The sequence below is a fragment of the Aurantiacibacter sp. MUD61 genome (genome assembly GCF_027912455.1).
Classification (GTDB): Bacteria; Pseudomonadota; Alphaproteobacteria; order Sphingomonadales; family Sphingomonadaceae; genus Alteraurantiacibacter.
In genome coordinates this window covers 115,013-140,338 of record NZ_CP115446.1, presented here as the reverse complement: position 1 = coordinate 140,338, position 25,326 = coordinate 115,013, and the positions used below count along the sequence as shown (strand labels likewise).

Annotated in this window: 29 protein-coding genes and 1 tRNA gene; 18 read left to right on the top strand and 12 right to left on the bottom strand. The window is 61.2% G+C overall.

All coding sequences use genetic code 11. The features are described 5' to 3' along the window. The first annotated feature begins 73 nt into the window (after positions 1–73). Positions 74–1,363, top strand: a complete 1,290-nt coding sequence (locus O2N64_RS00740) for an adenylosuccinate synthase (protein WP_271078394.1) — start codon at positions 74–76, stop codon at positions 1,361–1,363. A 77-nt stretch (positions 1,364–1,440) separates the two neighbouring features. Beyond that, complete coding sequence (locus O2N64_RS00735; protein WP_271078393.1) at positions 1,441–2,412, top strand: MarR family winged helix-turn-helix transcriptional regulator; 972 nt, start codon at positions 1,441–1,443, stop codon at positions 2,410–2,412. 7 nt (positions 2,413–2,419) lie between these two features. On the opposite strand, the gene O2N64_RS00730 is transcribed toward O2N64_RS00735, so the two are convergent. Continuing rightward, positions 2,420–3,400 carry an asparaginase gene (locus O2N64_RS00730; protein ID WP_271078392.1) on the bottom strand — a complete coding sequence of 327 codons (981 nt, stop codon included), beginning with the start codon at positions 3,398–3,400 and terminating at the stop codon, positions 2,420–2,422. Between the two features lie 102 nt (positions 3,401–3,502). After that, positions 3,503–3,578, bottom strand: a tRNA-Val gene (locus O2N64_RS00725). A gap of 59 nt (positions 3,579–3,637) precedes the next feature. Here O2N64_RS00725 and O2N64_RS00720 point away from each other — a divergent pair. Beyond that, a complete protein-coding gene (locus tag O2N64_RS00720) occupies positions 3,638–4,894 on the top strand; it encodes an FAD-dependent oxidoreductase (protein ID WP_271078391.1) in 1,257 nt (418 codons plus the stop codon). Here O2N64_RS00720 and O2N64_RS00715 read toward each other — a convergent pair. Continuing rightward, positions 4,843–5,421 carry a TlpA family protein disulfide reductase gene (locus tag O2N64_RS00715; protein ID WP_271078390.1) on the bottom strand — a complete coding sequence of 193 codons (579 nt, stop codon included), beginning with the start codon at positions 5,419–5,421 and terminating at the stop codon, positions 4,843–4,845. The two genes, O2N64_RS00720 and O2N64_RS00715, sit on opposite strands and share 52 nt — an antisense overlap. 34 nt (positions 5,422–5,455) lie before the next feature. Between O2N64_RS00715 and argH the strand changes: the two genes are divergently transcribed. The 7 genes from argH (at position 5,456) to O2N64_RS00680 (ending at position 11,260) form a co-directional block, all read left to right on the top strand. Next, positions 5,456–6,832 carry an argininosuccinate lyase gene (gene argH, locus O2N64_RS00710; RefSeq protein WP_271079682.1) on the top strand — a complete coding sequence of 459 codons (1,377 nt, stop codon included), beginning with the start codon at positions 5,456–5,458 and terminating at the stop codon, positions 6,830–6,832. Then, positions 6,829–7,071 carry an LPS translocon maturation chaperone LptM gene (gene lptM, locus O2N64_RS00705; protein WP_271078389.1) on the top strand — a complete coding sequence of 81 codons (243 nt, stop codon included), beginning with the start codon at positions 6,829–6,831 and terminating at the stop codon, positions 7,069–7,071. Before argH ends, lptM begins: the two co-directional genes overlap by 4 nt. 3 nt (positions 7,072–7,074) lie before the next feature. After that, entirely contained in the window at positions 7,075–8,340 is a 1,266-nt protein-coding gene (lysA, locus tag O2N64_RS00700) for a diaminopimelate decarboxylase (RefSeq protein ID WP_271078388.1), read from the top strand. Between the two features lie 3 nt (positions 8,341–8,343). Continuing rightward, positions 8,344–9,132, top strand: a complete 789-nt coding sequence (locus O2N64_RS00695; RefSeq protein WP_271078387.1) for a precorrin-2 dehydrogenase/sirohydrochlorin ferrochelatase family protein — start codon at positions 8,344–8,346, stop codon at positions 9,130–9,132. 99 nt (positions 9,133–9,231) lie between these two features. Further along, the gene (locus tag O2N64_RS00690; protein WP_271078386.1) at positions 9,232–9,387 is read left to right on the top strand and encodes a hypothetical protein; all 156 of its coding nucleotides are present in this window, start codon (positions 9,232–9,234) and stop codon (positions 9,385–9,387) included. A gap of 17 nt (positions 9,388–9,404) precedes the next feature. Next, positions 9,405–10,373 carry a hypothetical protein gene (locus tag O2N64_RS00685; protein ID WP_271078385.1) on the top strand — a complete coding sequence of 323 codons (969 nt, stop codon included), beginning with the start codon at positions 9,405–9,407 and terminating at the stop codon, positions 10,371–10,373. Continuing rightward, a complete protein-coding gene (locus tag O2N64_RS00680; protein ID WP_271078384.1) occupies positions 10,361–11,260 on the top strand; it encodes a transposase in 900 nt (299 codons plus the stop codon). Before O2N64_RS00685 ends, O2N64_RS00680 begins: the two co-directional genes overlap by 13 nt. Here O2N64_RS00680 and ruvX read toward each other — a convergent pair. From ruvX to pyrE, 8 genes are all read right to left on the bottom strand, one after another. Continuing rightward, positions 11,257–11,751: a Holliday junction resolvase RuvX gene (gene ruvX, locus O2N64_RS00675; protein WP_271078383.1), complete on the bottom strand. Its 495-nt coding sequence runs from the start codon at positions 11,749–11,751 to the stop codon at positions 11,257–11,259. The genes O2N64_RS00680 and ruvX overlap by 4 nt on opposite strands. Then, entirely contained in the window at positions 11,733–12,938 is a 1,206-nt protein-coding gene (locus O2N64_RS00670; RefSeq protein WP_271078382.1) for a DUF3089 domain-containing protein, read from the bottom strand. Before O2N64_RS00670 ends, ruvX begins: the two co-directional genes overlap by 19 nt. Continuing rightward, on the bottom strand, positions 12,883–14,010 hold the full coding sequence (locus tag O2N64_RS00665) for an AI-2E family transporter (RefSeq protein ID WP_271078381.1): 1,128 nt from the start codon (positions 14,008–14,010) through the stop codon (positions 12,883–12,885). Before O2N64_RS00665 ends, O2N64_RS00670 begins: the two co-directional genes overlap by 56 nt. Continuing rightward, the gene (gene lepB, locus O2N64_RS00660; protein WP_271078380.1) at positions 14,007–14,885 is read right to left on the bottom strand and encodes a signal peptidase I; all 879 of its coding nucleotides are present in this window, start codon (positions 14,883–14,885) and stop codon (positions 14,007–14,009) included. The genes O2N64_RS00665 and lepB overlap by 4 nt, the downstream gene beginning before the upstream one ends. Positions 14,886–14,897: 12 nt before the next feature. Then, entirely contained in the window at positions 14,898–15,302 is a 405-nt protein-coding gene (gene acpS, locus O2N64_RS00655; RefSeq protein ID WP_197920799.1) for a holo-ACP synthase, read from the bottom strand. Between the two features lie 100 nt (positions 15,303–15,402). Next, complete coding sequence (locus tag O2N64_RS00650; protein ID WP_271078379.1) at positions 15,403–16,143, bottom strand: pyridoxine 5'-phosphate synthase; 741 nt, start codon at positions 16,141–16,143, stop codon at positions 15,403–15,405. Continuing rightward, complete coding sequence (locus O2N64_RS00645) at positions 16,140–17,207, bottom strand: serine hydrolase domain-containing protein (RefSeq protein WP_271078378.1); 1,068 nt, start codon at positions 17,205–17,207, stop codon at positions 16,140–16,142. Before O2N64_RS00645 ends, O2N64_RS00650 begins: the two co-directional genes overlap by 4 nt. 20 nt (positions 17,208–17,227) lie before the next feature. Beyond that, positions 17,228–17,809, bottom strand: coding sequence for an orotate phosphoribosyltransferase (gene pyrE, locus O2N64_RS00640; RefSeq protein WP_271078377.1), 582 nt, complete (start codon positions 17,807–17,809; stop codon positions 17,228–17,230). A 189-nt stretch (positions 17,810–17,998) separates the two neighbouring features. On the opposite strand from pyrE, the gene coxB reads away from it, so the two are divergent. From coxB to O2N64_RS00600, 8 genes are all read left to right on the top strand, one after another. After that, positions 17,999–19,090, top strand: a complete 1,092-nt coding sequence (gene coxB / locus O2N64_RS00635) for a cytochrome c oxidase subunit II (protein ID WP_271078376.1) — start codon at positions 17,999–18,001, stop codon at positions 19,088–19,090. A 41-nt stretch (positions 19,091–19,131) separates the two neighbouring features. After that, positions 19,132–20,850, top strand: a complete 1,719-nt coding sequence (gene ctaD, locus O2N64_RS00630) for a cytochrome c oxidase subunit I (protein ID WP_271078375.1) — start codon at positions 19,132–19,134, stop codon at positions 20,848–20,850. 180 nt (positions 20,851–21,030) lie between these two features. Further along, positions 21,031–21,924: a heme o synthase gene (locus O2N64_RS00625; RefSeq protein WP_271079681.1), complete on the top strand. Its 894-nt coding sequence runs from the start codon at positions 21,031–21,033 to the stop codon at positions 21,922–21,924. Continuing rightward, complete coding sequence (locus O2N64_RS00620; protein ID WP_271078374.1) at positions 21,921–22,049, top strand: hypothetical protein; 129 nt, start codon at positions 21,921–21,923, stop codon at positions 22,047–22,049. The genes O2N64_RS00625 and O2N64_RS00620 overlap by 4 nt, the downstream gene beginning before the upstream one ends. Beyond that, positions 22,046–22,642, top strand: a complete 597-nt coding sequence (locus O2N64_RS00615) for a cytochrome c oxidase assembly protein (protein WP_271078373.1) — start codon at positions 22,046–22,048, stop codon at positions 22,640–22,642. Before O2N64_RS00620 ends, O2N64_RS00615 begins: the two co-directional genes overlap by 4 nt. A gap of 64 nt (positions 22,643–22,706) precedes the next feature. Continuing rightward, on the top strand, positions 22,707–23,570 hold the full coding sequence (locus tag O2N64_RS00610) for a cytochrome c oxidase subunit 3 (protein WP_271078372.1): 864 nt from the start codon (positions 22,707–22,709) through the stop codon (positions 23,568–23,570). Then, positions 23,549–23,974 (top strand): DUF983 domain-containing protein, encoded by a 426-nt coding sequence (locus O2N64_RS00605; RefSeq protein ID WP_442866735.1) that lies wholly within the window; start codon positions 23,549–23,551, stop codon positions 23,972–23,974. Before O2N64_RS00610 ends, O2N64_RS00605 begins: the two co-directional genes overlap by 22 nt. Continuing rightward, the gene (locus tag O2N64_RS00600; protein ID WP_271078370.1) at positions 23,971–24,570 is read left to right on the top strand and encodes an SURF1 family cytochrome oxidase biogenesis protein; all 600 of its coding nucleotides are present in this window, start codon (positions 23,971–23,973) and stop codon (positions 24,568–24,570) included. The genes O2N64_RS00605 and O2N64_RS00600 overlap by 4 nt, the downstream gene beginning before the upstream one ends. Positions 24,571–24,593: 23 nt before the next feature. Here the strand turns inward: O2N64_RS00600 and O2N64_RS00595 are convergent, their stop codons facing one another. Next, positions 24,594–25,067, bottom strand: coding sequence for a hypothetical protein (locus O2N64_RS00595; RefSeq protein ID WP_271078369.1), 474 nt, complete (start codon positions 25,065–25,067; stop codon positions 24,594–24,596). Positions 25,068–25,326: the final 259 nt, after the last annotated feature.

Genomic DNA, 25,326 nt, shown 5'->3' with positions numbered 1-25,326 from the left:
GGCGTAAGCCATTGCCCCATCACGCGCGAGCGCCTAGGGCGCGCCTTGGCTTGAAAACTGCAGGATTGATCGCATGGCAAATGTCACCGTTATCGGCGCTCAGTGGGGCGATGAAGGCAAGGGCAAGATTGTCGACTGGCTGGCGTCCCGCGCGGATGCTGTCGTGCGCTTTCAGGGCGGTCACAATGCCGGCCACACGCTGGTTGTCGGCGACCAGACCTACAAGCTGAGCCTGCTGCCGAGCGGTATCGTCACCGGCACGCTGAGCCTGATCGGCAACGGTGTGGTGCTAGACCCGTGGGCGCTTCGCGATGAAATCGCTAAGCTGGAAAGCCAGGGTGTGTCTATCACGCCGGAGAATTTCGGCATTGCAGACAATTGTCCGCTGATCCTGCCGCTTCACCGCGATCTCGATGGTCTGCGCGAAGCGGCTGCTGGCAAGGGCAAAATCGGCACCACCGGCCGCGGCATTGGCCCCGCCTATGAAGACAAGGTCGGCCGCCGCGCGATCCGGGTTTGCGATCTGGCGCATCTCGATGATCTGGAACCGCAACTCGATCGCCTGTGCGCGCATCACGATGCCTTGCGTGCCGGCTTCGGTCAGGACCCGGTGGACCGTGAAGGACTTCTCGCAGAGCTCCGCGAAATCGCACCTTTCGTTGCGCAGTTCGCGCAGCCTGTATGGAAGCGCCTCAACGATGTGCGCAAGACCGGCGCGAAAATCCTGTTCGAAGGCGCGCAGGGTGTGCTGCTGGACGTCGATCACGGCACCTACCCCTTCGTCACCAGCTCCAACACTGTGAGCGGCACCGTCGCGAGTGGTTCAGGCCTCGGCCCGGGATCCGCGGGCTTCGTGCTCGGTATCGTGAAGGCTTATACCACCCGGGTCGGCAGCGGCCCGTTCCCGACCGAGCTGGAGGACGCAACGGGCCAGAAACTGGGCGAGCGCGGCCACGAATTCGGCACAGTCACCGCACGCAAGCGTCGCTGCGGCTGGTTCGATGCGGTGCTGGTGCGCCAGACCTGCGCACTCTCGGGCGTTACGGGTATAGCGCTTACCAAAATCGATGTGCTCGACGGGTTTGAGACCATCAAGATCTGCACTGGCTACCGGTTGGGCGACAAGGTCCTCGATTACCTGCCCAGCCACGCGGCGGAGCAGGACGCGGTCGAACCGATTTACGAAGAATTCGAAGGCTGGGAAGGCACCACTGTGGGTGCGCGCAGCTGGGCCGATCTTCCCGCGCAGGCGATTAAATACATCCGCCGCATCGAAGAGCTGATCGATTGCCCGGTTGCGAGCGTCTCGACCAGCCCGGAGCGTGACGACACGATCCTTGTGCGAGACCCGTTTGCGGATTGATTTTGAGCGCTAATTCTTGACACGATCTCGTTTTGTTCTCACTGTGTTCGCGAATCGCGGCATGGAAGGAACACTCGATGGCTCAGGCCGATTTTGCTTATTCATTGGCGGCCGATGCTGCTGGCCTGCCGCTGGCGGTTTCTATTTTCGCCGATGATGCCGTGTTGCTCGAGCAGATGCAGGATGACGTCGCACAAGCTGGCCTGACGGTGCGTGAAAGCGGTGATCTGGCGCAATTGCTGGCGGGCGATGTCCGCGCCTTGGGAGAGTTGGTGCTTGTCGATTGCCCCGATCCCGATGCGGCGGCGATGGCGGTATTGGCAAGGCTGGACAGCCGGGCGGGTAATTCAGGCGCACGCCTGATTCTTTCGACTACTATCGAAGCGCTCGATGCGGTGTTTGCCTGCTGCAGCCAGTCGAGCCCGCAAATCCTCGTCAATCCGCTTCGGGCTGAGCGGGTCATCGCTCTCGGCCGCGTACTGGCGGACATCCCCAATCTGCGCGTGCGCGAATTGTCGGAGGATGACCGGTTGACGCTGCTGCGGCTCACCGAGCAAGTCGGGCACATTGCTGAGCGGCTGGACCGGCTCGATAGTGCGAGCGGCTGGGGCCAGAAATCGGCCGGCGGTGCGTTTCGTTTTGAGAGTCCGAAAGAGGGCTATCGCGCTGAGAATGATCTGGTCCGCAAGCCGCGCCCGCCGCTGCCTGACGCGCGTCTGGTCCGGCAGATCATCGCCCAGCGCAAGGCGCGTGCGAAATTCTTCGATGAAGACCTGTTTGCAGATCCGGCATGGGACATGCTTCTCGACCTGACGGCAGCGCGCGTGGAGCATCAGCGCGTCTGCGTTACGTCACTCTGCATCGCTTCGGGTGTCCCTCCGACGACCGCGCTGCGCTGGATCGGACAGATGATCGAAGCCGGCCTGTTTGAGCGCGTGGAAGACGATGCCGATCGCCGCCGCGCCTTTATCGATCTCAGCGACAAGGCAGCGGACGCCATGGCGCGCTATTTCGAGGAGATCGGGCAAGGCGCGCTGATGGCGGCGTAAGCCAGACCTAGCGATTATCGAAAGCGTCCTGCGCACTCTCGCGATCGGTAACGCCGTTCGCGACCAACACCTGCAGCAAGATGCGTGCCTTGGCGGGGCCAAGTGCGCGCGCGACGATGAAGCCATGCTTTGTATCGCTGGGATCGGGATCGACGAGGCCTTCATCCACGCGGCTGGCGCGGACTACGGGAATGCCTTTGCTTACCGCATCTGCAAGAGCAGCGCGGACGACATCGGGCGCATTGCCGTCGCCCATACCCGCCAAAACGATACCCTTTGCTCCCTGCGCTATCGCATGCTCGACATAGCTTGCATCCATTCCGGCAAAGGCATGCAGGATGGGAACGGGCGGAAATTCCGAAGGAAAGCCAAAGCGCGCATCTTCTTGCGAGCGCCATGGCGGCGACAGCCAATCGAGCGAGGACGGGGTCGCCAGGCCGATGGGCCCGCGCGGAAACCCTTCGAATGCGTTGGAGCCACTGGTGCGCGCTTTGCGCACGTCTCGCGCGGAAAAGACATGGTCGCTCATGACCAACAGCACGCCGCGCCCAGCCGCTTCAGGATCAGCCGCAACCTGCACGGCATTGGCGAAGTTTCTCAGGCCATCGCTGCCCACCGCATCGGCTGGCCGCATCGCGCCCACCAGAACTACCGGCTTTGTAGCGGGCAGGGTCAGGTCGAGAAGGAAGGCGGTTTCCTCCGCCGTGTCGGTCCCATGCGTGATGATGACCCCGCCACACGCAGGATCGCCCATCGCCGCAGCGCAAGCGCTGTGCAGTTCGCGCCAGATATCAGGTCCGATATTGGCCGAATCGATAGCGGCAACCTGCTTGCCTTCAAGCCGTGCATTCACACCCAGCGTGTCGAATTCGACGAGGAAGTCGGCAATATTGATCTGGCCGGGCCGATAATCGCGCCGCGTGGCAGAGCCAGCCTGCCCGGCAATCGTGCCGCCTGTGGCAAGGACGAGAATGGAGGTTTCGCTCATGAAGCGCCGATAGACGCTGGTTTCACGTGAGACCAGCCCTTCGCTTGCGCTCGGGAGTTTTCGCGCGAAACCATCCCCCGGATGGTTTCGTCTAGCGAAAACTGGTGGGCGATGACAGGCTCGAACTGCCGACCCTCTCGGTGTAAACGAGATGCTCTACCAACTGAGCTAATCGCCCCTACACAGTGTGTAGCTGGCGCGCCTTAGCGAAAGGTTGATCGGGGCAAAAGAGAAAATATGCAGAAAATCGACATCGCGATTGCCGGATGCGGCATTGCCGGGCTGGCGGCTGCGCTCATGCTGCATCGGCAGGGGCATCGGATTACCCTGTTTGAGCGATTTGCCGAGGCGCGCCCAATAGGCTCCGGCTTGATGATCCAGCCGACAGGCCTGGCGGTGCTGGACGCGCTGAGCCTTGCCGAAACGGTCCTAACGCGCGGTGCGCCGGTCGACGGCTTGTGGGGGCTCAATACCGAGGGCGAGCCTGTGCTGGAGGCCGCCTATGCCGATCTCCCCTATCCCGATGCCGTGGGTATCGGGATTCACCGTGCGAGCCTTTTCGCAACACTCTTTGACGCTGTGCGAGCGGAAGGAATTGCGATTGAAACCGGACGTCAGGTCACTGGGACATCGGTCGATACGGATGGCCGCACGCTCTCCTTTGCCGATGGCAGTGCCTCGAAAAAATTTGATCTGGTGATCGATTCGCTTGGTATCGGTTCGCCGCTCGTTCCGCCTGCGGAAGCCAGCCTGCCGTTCGGCGCGCTTTGGGCGACCGTCGATTGGCCGGGTACAGGGCCATTCAATCCGCGGCTGCTCGAACAACGCTATCGCCGCGCGGATCAGATGGTCGGCTTGCTGCCGATCGGCGAAGGGAAGGCGGCGTTCTTCTGGTCGCTGAAGGGCGAAAATTACGAAAGCTGGAAAACCCGCGGAATGGCGGCCTTCCATGAGGAGGTTTGCACCCTTTGGCCTGCGCTTGATCCGGTCATGGAGCAGTTGACTGATCCGGAGCAGCTGACCTTCGCCCGCTATGCCCACCGCACGAGCCCACATGCGACAGGTGATCGCATAGCTCACATCGGTGATAGCTGGCACGCAGCCAGCCCGCAGTTGGGGCAGGGTGCCAATATGGCGCTGCTCGATGCGCGCGGTCTCGCCGTGGCGATGGAGAAATCAGACGATCTGGATGAAGCCTTGTCCTCCTATGTCCGTCTGCGCGCATCGCATGTCCGGCTGTATCAGGCGCTGACCTGGCTGTTCACTCCGCCGTTCCAGTCGGATTCGATCTGGCCAGCGCTGTTCCGCGATCTTTTCATGGCGCCGGCATCGCGCGTGCCGCCCGGTCCGGGATTGAAGGCGCATCTGGTGGCGGGATTGGCTGGCGCGCGTCTAGACGAGCTGGAACTCAGTGTCCCCGATTACACCGCATTGACGCGTGGTCAGAGTGCCTCAAGCACCTCTTCTCGCGCCGCAGCGCTGCCCCAGTCATAGGCGCCGATCACGCGCCAGACTTCGCGCCCTTCGGCATCATAAAGAATGGTGAGCGGAAGGACCGCACCGCCGCCATAGGAGAAGGCGAGCTCGTTTTCCTCGTCCATCCATTGCGGGAGATTAGGGAGGTCGTTCGCCTCGAAGAACGGGACCACCACTTCTGCGCCGCGCAGATCCTCGCTGATGGTCATCACGCGGACTTGGCCGTCCAGATCGGCGGCAAGGCCATCGAGCAGCGGCATCTCCACCACGCAGGGCGCACACCATGTCGCCCAGAGATTGACCAGCACCGGTTCGCCAAGATCGGTGAGCAGCAGCGTTTCGCCATCGGGCGTCGCGACAGTCACTGCGGGGATGGGATCACCGGCAAAGCTGCGATCCAGTGTGCCGGTCAGCACATCAGCCGTGCTTTCACCCTCAACAGCCGTGCTTTCTTGCGCCTCGTCAGCCGCGCCGGTATCGCACGCGGCAAGCAAGCCTGCGGCAAGGCACGCATATGCGATCGAAGGACAGTTGATCTTGGCCACGGATAATTCCTCTAACGCCCAGCAGGGCAATAAGATGTGGGGCGGCAGGTTCGCAGATGGACCTAGTGCTATCATGCGCGAAATCAATGCCTCTATCCCTTTCGACAAGGCGCTGTGGCGGCAGGATATCGCGGCGAGCAAGGCGCATGTCGCTATGCTGGCCGCCTGCGATATCGTGAGTGATGAGGATGCCGAAACCATCATCGACGGTCTGGAAAAGGTCGCAGCGGAATATGAAGCGGATGGGGTTCCGGAGAACTGGGACCTCGAAGATATCCATATGACAACAGAGGCGAGGCTGGCCGAGCTTATCGGTCCGGTTGCCGGACGCCTCCACACCGCGCGCAGCCGCAATGATCAGGTGGCGACCGATTTTCGCCTGTGGACCCGCGACATGATCGACCAGACACGGGCCGGGCTGAAGGCCTTGCAGCGCGCTCTGGTCGGACGCGCTGATGAGCATGCTGGCTCCATCATGCCGGGCTTTACTCACTTACAGACCGCACAGCCGGTCACCCTAGGTCATCACCTGATGGCTTATTACGAGATGGTGAGCCGCGATATGGCGCGCTTTACCGAGGCGCGCGGCAGGCTCAACCAGTCGCCGCTGGGCAGTGCGGCGCTGGCGGGCACGGGCTTTCCGATCGATCGCGAAATGACCGCGCAGGCGCTCGGCTTCGATGCGCCTACTGCGAACAGTCTCGATGCCGTATCGGACCGCGATTTCGCCCTCGATTATCTCGCGGCGGCCAGCCAATGCGCGTTGCATCTCTCCCGCCTCGCGGAGGAGTTCGTGATTTGGGCGAGCCAGCCTTTCGGCTTCGTGCGCATGCCCGATGCGCTCTCGACCGGCAGCTCGATCATGCCGCAGAAGAAGAACCCCGACGCAGCCGAATTGGTGCGCGGCCATGCCGGGCGTATTGTCGGCTGTCACACTGCGCTGATGGTCACCATGAAGGGGCTGCCACTCGCCTATTCCAAGGATATGCAAGACGATAAGCCCCCCGTGTTTGAAGCGGCGGGGCTGCTTCAACTGTGCATCGCGGCCATGACCGGGATGGTCGAAGGAGCCGATTTCCGCACAGACCGCATGCGGCAGGCCGCTGAACTTGGCTATGCGACCGCCACCGATCTCGCAGACTGGCTGGTGCGTGAGGCCGATATCCCTTTCCGTGAAGCCCATCACATTACAGGCGCTGCGGTGAAGCTGGCGGAAAGCAAGGGCGCTGCGCTGGATGAGCTTTCGCTCGCGGAACTTCAGGATATTGATGCGCGTATTGATGATCGCGTGTACACGGCGCTTTCGGTGGAAGCATCGGTCGCCGCGAGGGGATCCTATGGTGGTACTGCGCCGGATCAGGTGCGCAAACAGGTGGCAAAGGCTCGCCAGAAATTGGGAATGGACACATGAAGCGTATCCCTATCACCTTTGCTCTTGCTGCTGCACTTGCGGCATGCGGGCAGCGCGCGCCCCTTGAACCCGCTGCTGGCGAAACCCTTCCGCCGCCTCCTTACGGTGTGAGCGAGCCGCTGACCGCGGAGGAATTGCTCGAAACCGATCCCCAGGCTGTCCCGGAACGCAGTGTCGAGCTACGCCGCGAAAGCGAAGAGCGTGAGGACGATCCTTTCGATCTTCCGCCAGAAAGCTAAGTTTTGGACCATTTTCAGATCCGCAATGGCGAGCTGTACGCCGAGGATGTGCCACTGTCGCGCATCGCAGACGAGGTGGGCACACCTGTCTACGTCTATTCGCGCGCGACTTTCGAGCGCCATGCAAGAGTGTTCAAAGAGGCGCTGAGCGACCTTGAGAAACCGCCGCACATCGCCTTTGCGGTGAAGAGCAATCCCAACCTCGCGGTTCTTAAATTGCTCAGCCGCGAAGGATATGGGGCGGACGTGGTGTCCGGCGGTGAATTGGCGCGCGCGATGCAGGCGGGCATGCCGGCAAGCGACATCGTGTTCTCCGGCGTCGGCAAGACCGATGCCGAGCTGGTTCAGGGGCTCGACGCTGGCATCGGCCAGTTCAACATTGAATCGGGCGAAGAAGGGCGCGAGCTTGCGGCCATTGCGGCTGCGCGCGGGAAAGTTGCGCGCTGCGCTTTGCGCGTGAACCCGGATGTCGACGCGGGCACGCATGACAAGATTTCGACCGGCAAGGCGGACAACAAATTCGGTGTTCCCATCGGCCGCGCGCCGGAACTGTTTGCCGAGCTCTCGGCGCTCCCCGGTCTCGAATTGCGCGGTCTTGCGGTGCATATCGGCAGCCAGCTGTCAGAACTCACGCCGCTGGAACTGGCCTTCGAAAAGCTCGGTGCCATGCTGTCTCGCCTGCGAGCTGCGGGGCACACGATCACGCATATGGACCTCGGCGGGGGTCTTGGCGTGCCCTATCGAAAAGGCGAAGTGCCGCCGTCTCCCGCTCAATATGGCGCAATGGTCGCGCGCATCACGAAAGGCTGGGATGTTACGCTGATGTTCGAGCCGGGGCGTGTGATCGCGGGCAATGCGGGCGTGCTGCTGACCCGCGTGATTCGCGTGAAGAAAGGCCTCAACCACCCCTTCGTGATCGTCGATGCGGCGATGAACGATCTGGCGCGGCCTGCGCTCTACGGTGCATGGCACGATTTCGATGCGGTCAAGCCTTCGGGCGAGCGGATGATGGCCAATATCGTCGGCCCGATCTGTGAGACCGGGGACACTTTCGCAATGGACCGGGAGACCGACGTGCTGGCATCGGGCGATCTCGCCGTGTTCCGGACCGCCGGGGCCTATGGCGCGACCATGGCCAGCAGTTACAACTCGCGCGGATTCGTGGCTGAAGTGATGGTCGATGGCAGCGATTATGCCGTGGTCGCCGATCGCATCCTGCCCGGCGATATCGCCGATGCCGAACGCGTGCCGGACTTCCTGCTTAGCTAGGCAATGCAGTCGCTCCCGCTCTTCCACCAGCTGACCGGCAAGCCGGTGATCGTTCTGGGTGAAGGCGATATGGCCGAGCCAAAGCGGCGTTTGGTCGAGCGGGCTGGCGCGCATATCATCACCGATATGCAGACCGGCATAGATGAAGGCGCTCGGATAGCCTTCGTCGCGCATGATGACGCGGCCATGTGCGAAGCCGATGCGATCCGCCTGCGGTGTGCCGGGCTCCTCGTCAATGTCGTCGACCGGCCTGATCTGTGCGATTTCACGACGCCAAGCATACTTGATCGCGATCCCGTGCTCGTGGCGGTGGGGACGGGTGGGGCATCGGCGGGGCTTGCCAAGCAATTGCGCCTGCGCCTCGAAAAGCTTCTTCCCGCCGATCTTGGCCAGCTCGCCGAGAGATTGTTCGGCGCGCGCGATGCGATCAAGGCGCGCTTTCCTGCCATGCCAGACCGGCGCCGCGCGCTGGACGATGCGATGCGCGAAGGCGGGCCGCTAGATCCCCTGCGCGAAGGTGGGCCTGCCCGGCTGGATGACTGGCTCGAAGGGGCTGACGAAGTCACGTCATCGCAGAGGATCACTTTCACACTCACCAGTGATGATCCCGAGGATCTGACGCTGCGTCAGGCTCGGCTCCTTGGCAGCGCAGATGCGATCATAGCTGATCCTGCGATTCCTGCCGAAATTCTCGCCCGTGCCAGGGCTGATGCGCAGCGTTTTTTCCAACCTTTTGAGGGCTCTGAGCCTGACGGTCTGGTGATTGTACTCAATATAGAAAAATTACAATAAATACAGTGATTACAGCAATTTAATTTCAAAGGGCGGTTCTGCATCGGCAGGCTTTGCACAGGTCGACATGGTGTCGCCCCGTGCAAATGGAGAACCGCAATGAAACTTCCCAAGATCGATCTCGCCAGCCTGCCGGACCTCGACAAGCTGACCGGCTTCTTCGGTTTTTCCGAAGGCCCCGGCCATGACGATACGATCATTGTGATCGCCACCATCGTCTATGACAGCAATCCGCCGGCCAGCGGCTTGTTCTGATTGAATCGGGTCAGGCGATGGACGTAAATCCTGAAATCGCAGCGTTGCGGAGAGATCGCTCTCCGCAACGCGACGCCCAGACCGCCATGGAGCGCGCACGCATGGCTTGGCGGGCGGAGCCCGGTGCCGATGCGATGCTTTCGGAGCTGCAGCGCTACGGTGCCGGAGCACCTTTGGAGCATTGCCCCCAGCTCGAGACAATTTTCACTGAATGCGGCGAAGCGGAACGCCTGATGCGCCTGCTGTCACAGCATTATTGCGCCGCGATCCGGGCCAATCCGATTGGCCATCCGCCTTTCCGCACCGGCTTCGACGGCAGAGCGAGTTCGACCTTGCTCGCCAGATCGGGACGCGCCCAATTGATGGTGCAGACCCGCGAACCCGGCACTTATGGCGCTGAGTCAATCACGCTTAGCGATGCGACCCGATATGATGCCGTGCTAGCCGGCCGCGCCGAAGCACGCATCCTGCGGGCGCACAGCGCTGGCGAGGACCGCGTGGATATCAGTGCGCAGGCAATGGTGCTCACAGGGAAAGAGCGCATCGCTCTGGATCGCACGAGCGAAACGCTTGTCGTCGACGTGGTGGAACGGCGGCTGGTTACTCTGCAGCTCATGCGCGATGCTGCTGATCCGGAGCCGAAGCGAAGCTTTAATCTAAAAACCGGCAGGCTGGTGAGCCAAAGCGCAGCCTCGGTCGCGATCAGCCGACAGGAAGCCATGATTGCCCTGCTCGGGCGCATGGGTCGCCGCGATGCCGCGCCTGAGCTTGCCCGGATCGCGCTTGCCGCGAAAGACGTGTCACTGCGCTGGCAGGCGCTTCGCGAGTGTATCGCCCTCGATAGCGCATGCGGTTTCTGCACGCTTGCGCGAGTTGCCCGCACTGGGGACGATCCGCTCGCGGCAGCAGCGGGAGCGCTGCGAGCACAGCTGCTCGAAACCTATCCCGAATTTGCCAGACTGGAGGCCGACAGATGCCCCGCGTAATCCATTGCGACGATACCTCATCGTGCGAGCTTGGCGAATGTATCGACGCGCTTCACGAAAAAGGGTTCAATCCCTGGGAAGAAGACAGCCTGCTGGGCGCAGCGCGCTGGCTTCGCAGGCTCAATAACAATCGCGAATTTCTCGCCGATTTGATGGTGGAGGAACTGAAGCGCGGGCCGGAAAGCTCGAAAGTGCCGGGGGACTACGGCCCCCAAACCATCATGCTCTCGGCTCTCGGCAGCGAATTCTATCTGCGCGCCAATCTCTGGCCGAGCCGGGATGAACACATGTTCCGCGCATCGGGCCATTCCGCTTTCTCTTACGAGCTGCCGCATGACCATAATTTCGATTTTTTAACTGTCGGATATTTCGGGCCTGGTTATGCCAGTGATTATTACGAATATGATTATGAAGCCGTGGCGGGCGTTGTGGGAGAAAAGGCCAATCTGCGCTTCGTGGAACGCGCGACGCTCTCCCCCGGAAAGCTGATGCATTACCGCGCACATCGCGATGTACATTCGCAATTGCCGCCGGAAAGCCTCTCGGTTTCGCTCAACATCATGCATGCCGGCGGGGCACAAGGGTGGCTCGATCAGTATCGCTTCGATGTCGAGAATGATGTGATTGCCGGAGTGGTGAGTTCTGGCGGCAGTGAGATTTTCCTCCGCATGGCGGTCGGGCTGGGGGGCGAGGAGGCGCGCGATCTTGCGCACCACTTCGCCGGGTCGCACCCTAGCGACCGCATGCGGTTGGTAGCGCTGGAAGCGCAGGCGGGGGTGCTTGATGGCGCTGCTCAGGATGCACTTTGGCGCGCGGCGGAATGTTCCGGCAGCCGCTTGATCGCGAGAGAAGCCACACGGCGCAGAGCGGCGCTCGAACTGGCTTAAAGGATACCGCCTGCCAGCCTATCGATCGCGCCTTGCAGGATGACGGCAGCCGCGTGGCTGTCTATCCGCTCGGCGCGTTTGGCTCGGCTGAGATCCTGCGCAATCAGATCGCGCTCCGCACTTGTTGTGGACCAGCGCTCATCCCACAGCAATACAGGCAGACCGAGGCCGATGTCCTGCTGGACGAGGTTGCGAGCAAAACTGCGGCTTGCCTGCGCGCGCGGGCCGGCGCTGCCATCCATATTCAGCGGAAGGCCGATCACGACACCCGCCACACCGCGATCCTTGCAAATCGCTTCCAGCGCCGACTTGTCGCGCGCGAACTTGCCTTTGGCCAGGGTCTTGCCCGCCGTGGCAAAGCTCCAGCCGGCATCGCATGTGGCAATGCCGATGGTCTTGGTGCCGAGGTCGAGGCCGAGCAGCACACCGCCATCGGGCAGCGCGTCACGGAATTCGGCGGCGTTCTCGGTGATCAGGGCGCGGGTTGCCATGCCGCCACTCTTCGCACCACGTCCTCGTTCAGGTTCTGCCAGAAGAGTGGAATATCATAGACGTGGTAATTGTTGCCCGGCAGCACATACTGGCCAAGATCGGGCGGATTGCCGATGATCAGCAGGCCGTTGTCCGCACAGGTCGCGGGCACAGAGCGCCTGACAAGCGTGCCGGTCGACAGATCGTCTTCCGGAACCAGCGTGCCAAGGTTCATCTCCGCATCGGCGCTGCCGCCCATCACGCCGGTCAGCGGATTGACACAGAGGATTGGAGATTCGCCGCGCGGCTCTCCGTCCATGCCGGGAAGCTCGGTGTAGCGGCGCAGGAACTGGCCGGGTTCGGGCGGATCGGCAAAGCTCGCCCAGCTCACGATACAGCCCGATTGATCGGCCGTCGCGCATGCCGGCAGGCCAAGGCTCGGCAAATCATGTTCGATGCTGATCGGCCAGCCGATGGGATAGGCCATGGCGACGCGCTGTTGCAGCGGGGTTCCGGCGACCTGCTCTTCCAGCAGGCGGGTCGCGTGATAGCCGCCCTGGCTGTGTCCGGCGATGACGATCGGCATATCTGCCGGGATTGAGTCTACGAAAAAGGCAAAGGCCGCTTCGATATCCGAATAGGCCGCGTCGAGCGCTTCCTGCGCTTGCGGATCGATGGTGATGAACGCACCGAAAGTCGCCTGGCGATAGCGCGGCACCCAGATCTCGCTCGCTTGGTTGAACGCGCTCGCCATGCCGCGCACCATCAACCGCGCGCGGGCCTGCGATTCCTCGTCATCGATCGGCGCATTCCATTGGCGACCATCGAAATAGCTGGTCGGATGAACAAAGAATACTGCGAAGCGCGGGGTCGGGAGGTCAGCTGAGGGAATTGGCGTGCCATCCTCCTCGCGCGGTCCTTCATCGCCTTCAAACAGCGGTTGCCAGCGTGCCGGATCGTTCTGCGCGCCCTTACCGGGGCGGCTGAACCACATGGCCGGGTCCTGATAGGCGTTGTCCGCCAGCGCGTCGGGCGCAACGAACTCGCTGTCCGGCACGAAGGTGAGCTCGGTCAGTTCCTCGCCGTACATGCGCAGCACGAACGCACCAGCGCCCACGAGGATGATCAGGAAAACGATCGTATAGAGAAACTTACGCAGGGTCGGTCTCCAAGGGGCTTTGGCCGTTGATCCGGGCCGCTTCATCATCCGCATCATGGGCTGCGGCGCGCTGTTCCAGCGCCACCTTGATCATTGCGAGCAACGGATCGGCAAGGAATAGGCCGAGAATGCCGAACAGGATACCCATGATGAGCTGGAATGCGAGCACGAGGGCAGGGGCGAGGTCCACCGTCTTTCGCGCGATCATCGGCACCACAATGTAGCCATCGATGTTCTGGACGAAGAAATAGACGAAGATCGTATAGACCCCCATCTGCACGCCGCCCGAAAAGCCCACCAGCACCATCAGCACGCCGGAAATGATCGCGCCGATATTGGGCACGAAAGCCAGCAAGCCGGTCAGGATCGCAAGCAGCGCAGCCATCGGGATTTCGTCGCCCGTGACGAGGCCATATCCGAGCAGCATGAGATAGGTGAAAATGCCCTCCACCACCATGCCGACAAGTCGCCCGGCCATCAGTCGGCGCATGGTGAAGCCCATTTTCTTGGCCGTCTGGAAGAAATCGTGGCGACGGCGCTTGGGCAGCATCCATGCCACACCGCGCTCGTAAAGCTGCGGCTCGAGCGCGAAGTAGATCCCAATGATCACGATCAGGACAAGCGTCGTCACGCCGCCGAGCAGGCCGCCAAGGGCGCGTGTCACAGTACCGAAGCCGCTGGCTGCCTGACTGGCCATTGCCTGCACGCTGTCCATGCTGATTTCAAAGCCCTGTTCCCGCATCCAGGCAAAGATGCGCGTGGCCTGTTCTTGCACGATTGAGGGAAACTCAGCAGCTTCGCGCGAAATCTGCGATCCCGCGAACATGCTGAGCCACAGGAGAAGGCCGGATACGGTGATGAGAACGATTGCCACGCGCCACATTCGGCCAATCGGCAGGACGCGGCCCAACAGGCGGGAACCGCCATCGACCATGGCTGCAAAGACCATTGCTCCGAAAATGACCAGCAGGCTGTGCGATATATAGACTGCCAGCGCGATCAGACCGATAACGGCAGTCCAAACGAAAGCCCGCCACGCCTCAAATCGCAATTCCGGGCTGGAAATGCGCGCGGGGCTGGCGCCAATGCCGCTCTCGTCATCCTCTGTCATATCAGTCATTGCGATGGCTCACCTCTCAGCTCCGGCCGTAACGGAGTCCAGGCACGTTCGCCGCGCAAGGCCCCCCACCAAGAAAGCGGGTTGTAGCTGGAAGTTCCGTCCAGCGAAAATGTAATGATCTCAGCCCGCCCGCCCACGCTGGTCAGCGGCACCGGCCCGCCAAGGCCATTGCCGCCCTGCATCAGCGAAGGCGCGCGGCTGTCCGAGGAGTGATCGCGATTGTCGCCCATCAGGAATACGTGACCTTCCGGCACGGTGACGGGCAGCATATTGTCGAAGCGCTGGCGCATATGATCGATGATCAGATAGCTCGCGCCATTGGGCAGGGTTTCGCGATAGGTGGGCGGCTCGTAAACTTGCGTCCCGTTTTCCAGCGTCACGCGATAGGGCTCGAAGTCATCGAGGCACGGAACTTCGCTGCCGAAAGCGGTGGCGCACAGATTATCGTTTTCTGCCGGAATGCGAACCGGGGGCTCCATATCCTGCGGCACCGGCTCGCCGTTCAGGATGATCTGCCCATCGACTAGCGCCACGGTGTCACCCGGCAGGCCGATCACGCGCTTGATATAATCGGTGTTTTCATCGGGCGGCACGGCGATGACAATGTCGCCATATTCGGGCGTTGCAGGGGCGATGCGCCAGTCGCTGCGCGGAAAGACGTGAAAGCTCGCCGAGACCCAGCTCCAGCCATAGGGATATTTGGACACGATCAGCCGGTCCCCCACCATCAGATTGGGCACCATGCTGGCTGAGGGTATGTAGAACGGCTTGGCGATGAAGGTGTGGAACAGCAACACGACAAGCAGCATCACGGCAAGGCCGCGCAGCTCCGCCCACCAGTTGACCTTCTCGTCCTGCTCTTTTTCGTCAGTCATTGCCGGGAATTTCTAGGGCTTGGGATGCGCTTCAAGGATCACGAAGGCCTGCGCCCATGGATGATCATCGGTGAGGGTGAGATGAATGAACACCTCATACCCGTCCGGCGTCAGCTGTTCCAGCCGCGCTTTCGCCCCTCCGGTCAGCGCGAGAGTCGGCGCGCCGGAGGGCGCATTCACCACGCCGATATCCTTCATGAAAACGCCGCGCTTGAAACCGGTGCCCACTGCCTTGCTGAACGCCTCCTTCGCCGCGAAACGCTTGGCATAAGTGCCTGCCTGTGTGAGCGGACGGCGCGCCGCCTTGGCGTTCTCCACATCGGTAAAGCTGCGCTGCTTGAAGCGATCACCCCACCGGTCGAGCGAATTCTGGATGCGCTCGATATTGCAGAGGTCTGAGCCGAGACCGATGATCATTTGCCCACCCCCAACCCCTCCCGCAAGCGGGAGGGGAGCGAGATTTGCCGAGCCGAAAGGCGAGGCATAGTCGCAGCGGGGTGGGCTGTTTTGATCATAATTATCTCGCCAAATCCATCAGTTCGCGCATCCGCAAAACTGCAGGCTCCAGCCCGTCGAAAATCGCCTCGCCAATTAGATAATGCCCGATGTTGAGCTCGGCGAGCTGCGGGATGGCGGCGATGGGCTGGACGTTTTCGTAAGTCAGCCCGTGGCCCGCATGTGGCTCGATCCCGTTCTTGGCCGCGAGGGCCGACATATCGGAAATGCGTTTCAGCTCGCGCTCGACCTTTTCATTGTCGCCATCCAGCGCGGCATGGGCGTATTCGCCGGTGTGAAATTCGACCACGGGCACACCCATCTGCAGCGCGGCATCGAGCTGGCGCTCACTCGCCTCGATGAAAAGTGAAACGCGAATCCCGGCATCTTTCAGCTGGGTGATGATCGGGGTGAGGTGATTATGCTGGCCAGCGGCATCGAGCCCGCCTTCGGTCGTCCGCTCCTCGCGCTTTTCCGGCACGATACATGCAGCATGCGGCTTGTGGGCGAGGGCGATGGCGAGCATTTCCTCGGTCGCCGCCATCTCCAGATTGAGCGGCAGGTCGGTCGCATCCTGGATGCGTTTCAGATCATCGTCGCGGATGTGCCGCCGGTCTTCGCGAAGGTGCGCCGTGATACCATCACCACCGCATCGCGCCACGATTTCCGCCGCGCGGACCGGATCGGGATGATCGCCGCCGCGCGCATTTCGGATAGTGGCGACGTGATCGATATTCACGCCAAGGCGGAGGGGTTTGCTCATGCCGCGTCTCCGCAAATGGCCGCTGAAAGCACGGAGTTGCTGAAGCTGTCCGCCTGCCATGTCTCGCCGAAAGAGAAATCTTCATCGTGGACAATCATCGCGAGCGCAGCGTCGCGTTCAGGAATGATGAAATTGCGCACTTCATATGCTCCGATATCGCCGCGACGCTCCACGATCCGTACAGGTGCATCGCATCCCGCCAGTGCCAGTTCGAAGACCCATTGGCCAAGCGCCATGTAGCCAAGCGCCGGATCGCTTTCCCACATCGTTTCGCGCGCTTCATCTGACAAGAGGCGCCCGTCGAGAAGCGCGCGATCGAACGCGATCATATCATCTACTGAGCCAAGCAATCCGGCTGACGGGCCGTAACGCGAGATATCTATTGGGAAGTCGCTATCATAGTATTTGATGCCACCGCGCGGTCTGCGCGACGGCAAGGACATCTGCCTAAGCTCTGCCTCGCGAAACCGGCGGTTGAGTAGACCTGCAAAACGCTCCCCGGTCACAGCCTCCAGCACGGCGCCAAGCACTATGTAATCGCAATTGTTATATTCCCAGCCTTCGGTGCGCGGATTGTCGCGCCCGGCGAGACACCAGTCGAGCCCATGTTCCCCGGTCGCATAGAATTCCGGAATGCCGTTTGCATTCAGGGGCGAGTCTTCCGGATTGCGCAGGCCTGACTGGTGCTGAAGGAGCTGGCGTATTGTTGGCGCGTCGTCCGTCATCGCTGGCGGGAATGGCAGATACGAAATTGCCAAAGCATCGAGCGCAAGGGTGCCTCGCTCCACTTCCTGCATCACCAGTGTGGCGACAACCTGCTTGCTGACCGAAGCCCAAGGCCAATCGGCTCCCTCGTCGCATTCGCCAGCCCAATGCAAAAAGTAGGTCATGCCTTCACGATAGAGGATGGCATCGCCCGGGAAATCTTCGCCTAAAGCATCACCGGTCATAATGGCGAAGGGTGGCACTGCGGCCCGTCGCTCCTCTTCGCTCGGCGGTTCGACAGCCCAGAATGTGCAGGCCAGCGCGACCGCAGGCGTGGCGAGAATCGCAGACAGGCCCACAATAATTGCGAGGACATACCTCAAGAAGCGCGGCTCCCCGGCTTGGTGATTTCAATCGCTGCAAGCTCCGCCGGCACCTCATCTTCGGCGTAAGTCGGGAAGTCGATGTCGATGAGCGGAAAGAAAGGCACGCCCAGGTCAACCGAGCCGTTGCTGCGATCCACCAGCGCGACTTCCGCCAGCACTTCGCCGCCTTCGTGGCCCACTGCTGCAATCGCCTCGCGGCTGGAAAGACCGGTGGTGACAACGTCCTCCACCATCAACACTTTGGCGCCCGGCTCCAGAGCGAATCCGCGGCGCAGGTGGAAAGTGCCTTCGGGCCGTTCGAGAAACATCGCGTCGAGGTTGAGCGCGCGCCCCATTTCGTGGCCTATGATGATGCCGCCCATTGCGGGTGCAACGACCGCATCGAGCGAGTCGAGGATGTCTCCGGGGATTTTCTCTGCCAGCGCCTCTGCGAGCCTTGCCGCGCGGTGCGGGTTCATCAGCACGCGGGCGCATTGCAGGTAATGCCCGCTGTGTCTGCCTGAGGAGAGCTTGAAATGCCCTTCGAGCAAGGCGCCGCTGGCACGGAATTCGGCAAGGACTTCATCCTGTGTCATATGGGCAGGCCTCTTATACTTTTGATCGTGTTGCCGGACTTGGGACAAAGGGCCACATAGACCCTGTCGAAAAAAGTCCCTAGATGCGCTTGAGGCATGGGGCAAGCGCGCGTATAGGCGCGCACAAACAGCCCAAGCTTGGTCGAGACGGCTGTTGGCCCGAGTAGAAAATTGGAAAGCACGGACGCTATGAATTTTGGCGACATCGCCCGCAACAAACTGCAGTCCCTGGCCCTGCTGGTCGCTGCCGTTTCCCTAGCAATTCTGCCGCAGAGCAGCTTTGCGCAGGAAATTTCCGAGCCTGCAACTTCGGTTGAAGAGGCTGTGGCAGAAGGCCAGAGCGTGGCTGACGGCGACGTGGTGCTGGAAGCCGACGCGCCCGCTTTCGAGCATTTCGGGCCCGACATGATTCTCGGCCAGCCGACCGCTTTTGAAGACGATGCCATCGCTTCGATGACCTTCCAGGACCAGTATACTGCCAACGGAGACTACGCGCTTTGGATGCATAACTGGATCCTGATGCCGGTTATAACCGCTATCAGCATTTTTGTTCTCTTCCTGCTGATGTGGGTCATCATGCGGTATCGCCGTGCGAAAAACCCCAATCCTTCCAAGACCAGCCACAACACGCTGATCGAAGTCATCTGGACGGTTGTTCCGGTAATCATCCTCGTCGTGATCGCTGTTCCGTCGATCTCGCTGATCGCCAAGCAATATCAGGCACCGCCTGCCGATGCGATCACGATCAAGGCCAATGGTTACCAGTGGTACTGGGGCTATGAATACGTCGACAATGGCGGTTTCGAAGTCATTTCGAACATGCTGAGCGAAGAAGAAGCGCTGACCGCCGGTGAGCCGCATCAGCTCGCAGTCGACAATCGCATGGTTGTGCCGGTTGGCGTTCCGATCCGCCTGCAGACGTTCGGCGCAGACGTGATCCACTCGTTCGGCATGCCTTCGCTGTGGTTCAAGCTTGATGCCGTGCCCGGTCGCATCAATGAAAAGGTGCTGACGATCGAGCGGGAAGGCATTTACTACGGCCAGTGCATGGAATTGTGCGGTGCCCGTCACGGGTACATGCCGATCACCATCGAAGCGCGCAGCATGGAAGATTTCAACGCGTGGGTGCAGTCGCAGCCCGGCGGTATGACCCGTGCTCAGCTTGAGGCCGAAGCCGCGGCTGCCGGTACCGAAGCCGAAATCGAAGAGTCGGCTGAAGACGCTGCCGAGGCAGGCGATGCTGAAGGTGTCGAGGCAGCCGAAGCTGCTGAAGCCGCCTGATCGAATTTCAAGAATAGACGTAAACAGTAAGGTTCACGAAAATGGCCACCACCGCAGACGGTTTCCAAGCCCACCACGAAGACCATGCGCATGATCACGCCGATCATAAGCCTGGTTTCTTCGCGCGTTGGTTCATGTCGACCAACCATAAGGACATCGGTACGCTCTACCTGATCTTCGCGATCATCGCGGGTATCATTGGCGGCGTCATTTCCGGCGCGATGCGTTGGGAACTGGCAGAGCCGGGTCTCCAGCACATGGGCTGGATCGTGAATATGCTGGGTGGCGACGGCTCAAGCTTCGACCAGCAGGGCCACATGTGGAATGTGCTGATCACGGCACACGGCCTGATCATGGTGTTCTTCATGGTCATGCCGGCAATGATCGGCGGCTTCGGCAACTGGTTCGTCCCGCTGATGATCGGTGCGCCGGATATGGCCTTCCCGCGCATGAACAACGTTTCTTTCTGGCTGACCGTTGCCGGTTTCTTCTCGCTGCTGTTCTCGCTCTTCGTTCCGGGCGGCGTGGGCCTTGGCGCAGGTACCGGCTGGACAGTCTATGCACCGCTTTCGACCACGGGCTCCGTCGGCCCGGCTGTCGACTTTGCGATCTTCTCGCTCCACTTGGCTGGCGCGGGCTCGATCCTTGGTGCGACCAACTTCATCACCACCATTTTCAACATGCGCGCGCCGGGTATGACCCTGCACAAGATGCCGCTGTTCGTATGGTCGGTGCTGGTCACGGCATTCCTGCTGCTGCTCGCGCTTCCGGTGCTTGCGGCTGCTATCACCATGCTGCTGACCGACCGTAACTTTGGAACCACCTTCTTCACCGCTGCCGGCGGTGGTGATCCGGTTCTGTACCAGCACCTGTTCTGGTTCTTCGGTCACCCCGAAGTCTACATCATGATCCTGCCGGGCTTCGGTATGATCTCGCAGATCGTGGCGACCTTCAGCCGCAAGCCGGTGTTCGGCTATCTCGGCATGGCCTACGCCATGGTCGCCATCGGCGTCGTCGGCTTCATCGTGTGGGCGCACCACATGTATACCGTCGGCCTCGATGTGAACACGAAGATGTACTTCACTGCCGCAACCATGGTGATCGCGGTGCCGACCGGCATCAAGATCTTCAGCTGGATTGCGACCATGTGGGGCGGCTCGATAGAGTTCAAGTCACCGATGGTGTGGGCGATGGGCTTCATCTTCCTCTTCACCGTGGGCGGCGTGACCGGCGTTGTGCTCGCCAATGGCGGCGTGGACGACAACCTCCACGATACCTATTACGTGGTGGCACACTTCCACTACGTGCTTTCGATGGGTGCAGTCTTCTCGATCTTCGCCGGTTTCTACTACTGGTTCCCGAAGATGAGCGGCCGCTGGCACAGCGAATTCCTGAGCCACGTGCATTTCTGGCTGTTCTTTATCGGCGTGAACGTGATCTTCTTCCCGATGCACTTCCTCGGCCTGCAGGGCATGGCGCGTCGTTACCCGGATTTCACCGCCGCGTTCGCCTACTGGAACGAGATTGCCAGCTACGGCTATCTGATCATGGCCGGTTCGATGGTCGTGTTCTTCGTAAACATCGGTTACGCGCTGCTGGCGGGTCGCCGTGCGGAAGACAATTACTGGGGCGCTGGCGCAACGACGCTCGAATGGAGCCTCTCCAGCCCGCCGCCGTTCCACCAGTTCGAAACGCTGCCGGTGATCGAAGACCACCACAGCGCTGACGATCACATCAGTTCGAAGCCGGCGACGGCATAACGCCCGCCTCTCGGCTGCACTGAACAACGGGGAGGGGGCGCTTCGGAAACGGAGCGCCCCTTCCTGCAAGACAACAGGACAATGACCGCCATTACCGCCCCCAATGCAGAAGAGATCGACGCAATCGCCGTGGCTGCCAGCCCGGTGGATGTGGTCGCGCTTCCTGCAAGCGGCACGAGCATGCCGGCGGATTGGCGCGATTTCTTCGCGCTGACCAAGCCAAAGGTCATGCGTCTGGTGGTGTTCACGGCGCTGTGCGGCTTGCTCGCCGCGCCGGGTAGCATCCACCCCGTTATCGGCTTTACCGCCATCCTGTGCATCGCGCTGGCCGCAGGCGGCGCAGGCGCGCTCAACATGTGGTGGGAAGCCGATATCGATGCCAAGATGAAGCGGACGCAGGGCCGCCCGCTTCCGCGCGGCACGATCCGCCCGATCGATGCGCGCGATTTCGGCCTGCTGCTTTCTGGCATGAGCGTGATGGTCATGGGCCTCGCGGTCCACTGGCTCGCCGCTGCTTTCCTCGCCTTCTCGGTATTCTTCTATGTCGTGATCTACACGATGTGGCTGAAGCCGCGCACTCCGCAGAATATCGTCATCGGCGGCGCCGCAGGAGCGTTCCCGCCGCTGATCGGCTGGATTGCCGTGACAGGCGAAGTGACATGGATGCCGGTGCTGCTGTTCGCGATCATCTTTATGTGGACCCCGCCGCATTTCTGGGCGCTCGCCCTGTGGGTCAAGCCCGATTATGCCGCAGCCAATATTCCCATGATGCCCAATGCCGCAGGCGAAGTTTCGACCCGCCGACAGAGCCTTGTTTATTCCGTGCTCCTGCTGCCGCTCAGCATTACGCCATGGCTCATCGGCGGCACTGGCCCGATCTACGGCATTTCGGCGCTGATCCTTTCGGCCATCTTCCTTGCCCTGACCATTCCCGTAGGCTTGCGCCGCAGTGTCGAGGGCGACGGGATGAAGCCGGAAAAGAAGCTGTTCGCCTATTCGATCCTTTATCTGTTCGTCCTGTTCGGTGCGCTGGTGCTCGACCGCGTGCTGGCACAGGCAGGAGTAATCGCATGACCCCTGAAGAAGAGCAGGAATTCAAGCGCCGCCGCAAAGCGCGCAATGCCGTGATCGGCATGGTGCTGCTCGGCATGGTCGTGCTGTTCTACGCCATCACCATCGTGAGGATTGGCGAGCAATGACGACGGCTACTCTCGAAGATCGCAACCGTCGCACCATGCTGTTTGCCTTTGGCGCGGCGCTGGCCATGCTCGGGCTCGGCTATGCCGCTGTGCCGCTTTACGACCTTTTCTGCCGCGTTACCGGCTTCGGCGGCACGACTCAGGTTGCAAGTGAGGCAGAGGCGGATGCCGCAGCCTCCCGCGCGACCGGAGCGACCTACTCCATCCGTTTCGATGCCAACACGGCGCGTGACATGCCCTGGACGTTCGAGCCGGTGCAGGTGACCGACACCGTTGCCGTGGGTGAGCGCGACATGGCTTTCTACATCGCGCGCAACGATACGAACGAAACGATCACCGGCACGGCCACGTTCAATGTAGAGCCCAAATCCGCAGGCCGCTATTTCGCCAAGGTTCAGTGTTTCTGCTTTGTCGAGCAGACGCTGCGGCCGGGCGAGGAAATCCGCATGCCGGTGCTTTACTATGTCGATCCGGCAGCGCTGGATGACCCCAATATGCAAGGCGTTGAGCAGATCACGCTCAGCTACACTTTCCACCGTGGTCTCGCCGAGGATGCGGACGAGGCTGCAGCAAATAACGAAGAACCCAGTTAAGCCTCTGGACCCGCTGCGAAGCGGAGTTTAAGGGGCTGTTGAAACGCAAGATCAGGACAGACACATGGCTGGCGCGAAGAACCACGACTATCACATTCTCGATCCCGATATCTGGCCGCTGATTGGCGCGCTCGGCGGGCTCGTCTTCACCAGCGGCATGGTGCTGTTCATGCACGAATTGGCCGGCGGACCGGCTGTTCTCGGCGTCGGCATTGCGCTGCTGATCGCGACTTTCTTCGCTTGGTTCACCAAGATCGTGAACGAAGCAGAGCGCGGCGATCACACGCCGGTTGTGCAGCTGCACATGCGTTACGGCATGATCCTGTTCATCGCATCGGAAGTGATGTTCTTCGTCGGCTGGTTCTGGGCTTTCTTCGATTTTGCCCTGTTCCCTGCGCCTATTCGAGAGGCGGCGGACAATGTCTGGCAGAACCTTATCGGTCAGGAAGGGGCTGCGCTGCTCGCACAATTCCCGCCTGAAGGTGTGGAAGTCCTCGATCCGTTCAGCCTGCCGCTGCTCAACACGCTGATCCTGCTGTGCTCGGGCACCACGGTAACCTGGGCGCACCACTCGCTGATCAATGGCGATCGTGAAGGCCTGAAGAAGGGCCTGTGGCTTACCATCGCACTGGGCGTACTGTTTACCGCCGTGCAGGTCTACGAATATGGCCACGCGCCGTTCGGCTTCGGTGGCAACACCTATTCCAGCGCATTCTACATGGCGACCGGCTTCCACGGCTTCCACGTTCTCGTCGGCACCATCTTCCTGGCGGTCTGCCTGTTCCGTACCTACAAGGGCCACTTCACGCCGCAGCAGCACTTCGGCTTCGAAGCGGCTGCCTGGTACTGGCACTTCGTTGACGTCGTCTGGCTGTTCCTCTTCATCGCTGTCTACGTCTGGGGCGGATGGGGCGCGCCGATCTACTAAGGATTATCGTGACGGATTTTCCTCACGAAACGAAGGGGCGGCCCGCATCTGGCGTGGCCGCCCTTTTCGCATCCTGCCCGCGCTGCGGCGCGAAGACGCTGTTTGCAGGCCCCATAGCCTTCGCCGATCGCTGTGACGCCTGCGGGCTCGATTTCACCAAGTTCAATGTGGGCGATGGGCCAGCCGCATTCCTGACGATGGGTGTGGGCGCGATTGTCGTCGCATTGGCGCTGTGGCTGCAATTGAGCGTGGAGCCGCCGTGGTGGGTGCATGTGTTGCTGTGGCTGCCGCTGATCGTGGGCGGCGTTGTGCTCGGCCTGCGGATGACCAAGGCGTGGCTGCTTACGACCGAATACAGACGCCGCGCCGAAGAGCATCGGCATGAGGCGGAGGATGGGCAATGAGCGTGCGCAAGGTTCCGATCATCCCGACAATCATCGTTGTGGCCGCCGCATGTGTGATGGTGGCGCTCGGCATCTGGCAGCTGGGCAGGGCGGATGAGAAGGAGGCGCTGATTGCTGAATTCGAGTCCGCTTCTGAGCGGGGCCCGGTGCGTATAGGCGATCAGGATCTCGATAATTACCTTTATCGCACGGTGGAGTTCGCGTGCCCTGAACCCACGTCTTGGAGCGCGATCGCAGGCCGCAACCGCGCTGGGCGGACCGGTTATTCTCAGCAATTCACCTGCCGCGAACGGACGGATTGGGGTCAGCCCGATGTGGCGATAACGCCTGCCATATATGCCGTGGTGGGATGGTCTCCGGGACCGAATGAACCCGATTGGTCGGGTGGCAATATCACTGGCGTTCTGACGCAGCTTGGCGATGATTACCGGATCACCCTTGCCGAGCCGGTACAGGGACTTGAAGCTTCCGCCGCGCCCGACCCGTCAGACATGCCCAACAATCATCTCGCCTATGCGGGCCAGTGGTTCTTCTTCGCGCTCACCGCGCTGCTCATTTATGGGCTGGCACTCAGGCGCCGCTGGCGCGACGCCTGAGAACCTTCACCAGACCTTCAGGGTCAGGTGTGGCTCCAGCCACCTTTGCCGCCAGCTTCTGCGACCCCGGCACCGCCCGATGCGCCGTTGAACTGGCCGATGGGGACAGCATCCTTGTTGAACCAGTTGATCTGCAGGAAGCCACCACCCGACGCGATGCCTTGCGCGTGGAAGGACGTGGTCAGACTGAAGAACGCGTCCCAGCTATCGTAGGCGGTGTAGAGAAATCCCGCGGAGGTGCAGAAATAGGCTGGCCCGCCCCAAACCGTCTGGTCGAATTTGTAAGGCTTCCCATCCGGTTCGCAGGATATTTTCCCCCATATGGCGAGCTTCAGGCTGGCTGTCGCGCCGATTGGCGCAGGTGTGGACTCGCTCGCCATCTTGGCAACGAATTCTCTCGCCTGGTCTTCCCCCACAGCCTTGCCGAGCGATTCAATCGTGGCCTGCTGGATATGATCCTGATCGGGGCGCGATTGTTCCATGGTAAGTTCTTGCATTGATCTTCCTTCCCATTCTTTCTTTTGTTGAATGAAGTTCCGGTCGATCGCGTCTGCAGAGCAGGGCAATTCTCTTTCCGGATTCAGCTATGCGAACCCATGGTCGCAATGAACCTGTTTGCGCTCCAAAACGAATTACCATTCTGTAATCAGAAACTTATGGTGCAGTGCGGTGAAGAGCTTCGGGGCGCGCTCGCATGCGTAACAGGGCGAAAAGCATTGCTTTCTTGGCAAGAAAGGGACGCGCGGCTACGTCGCA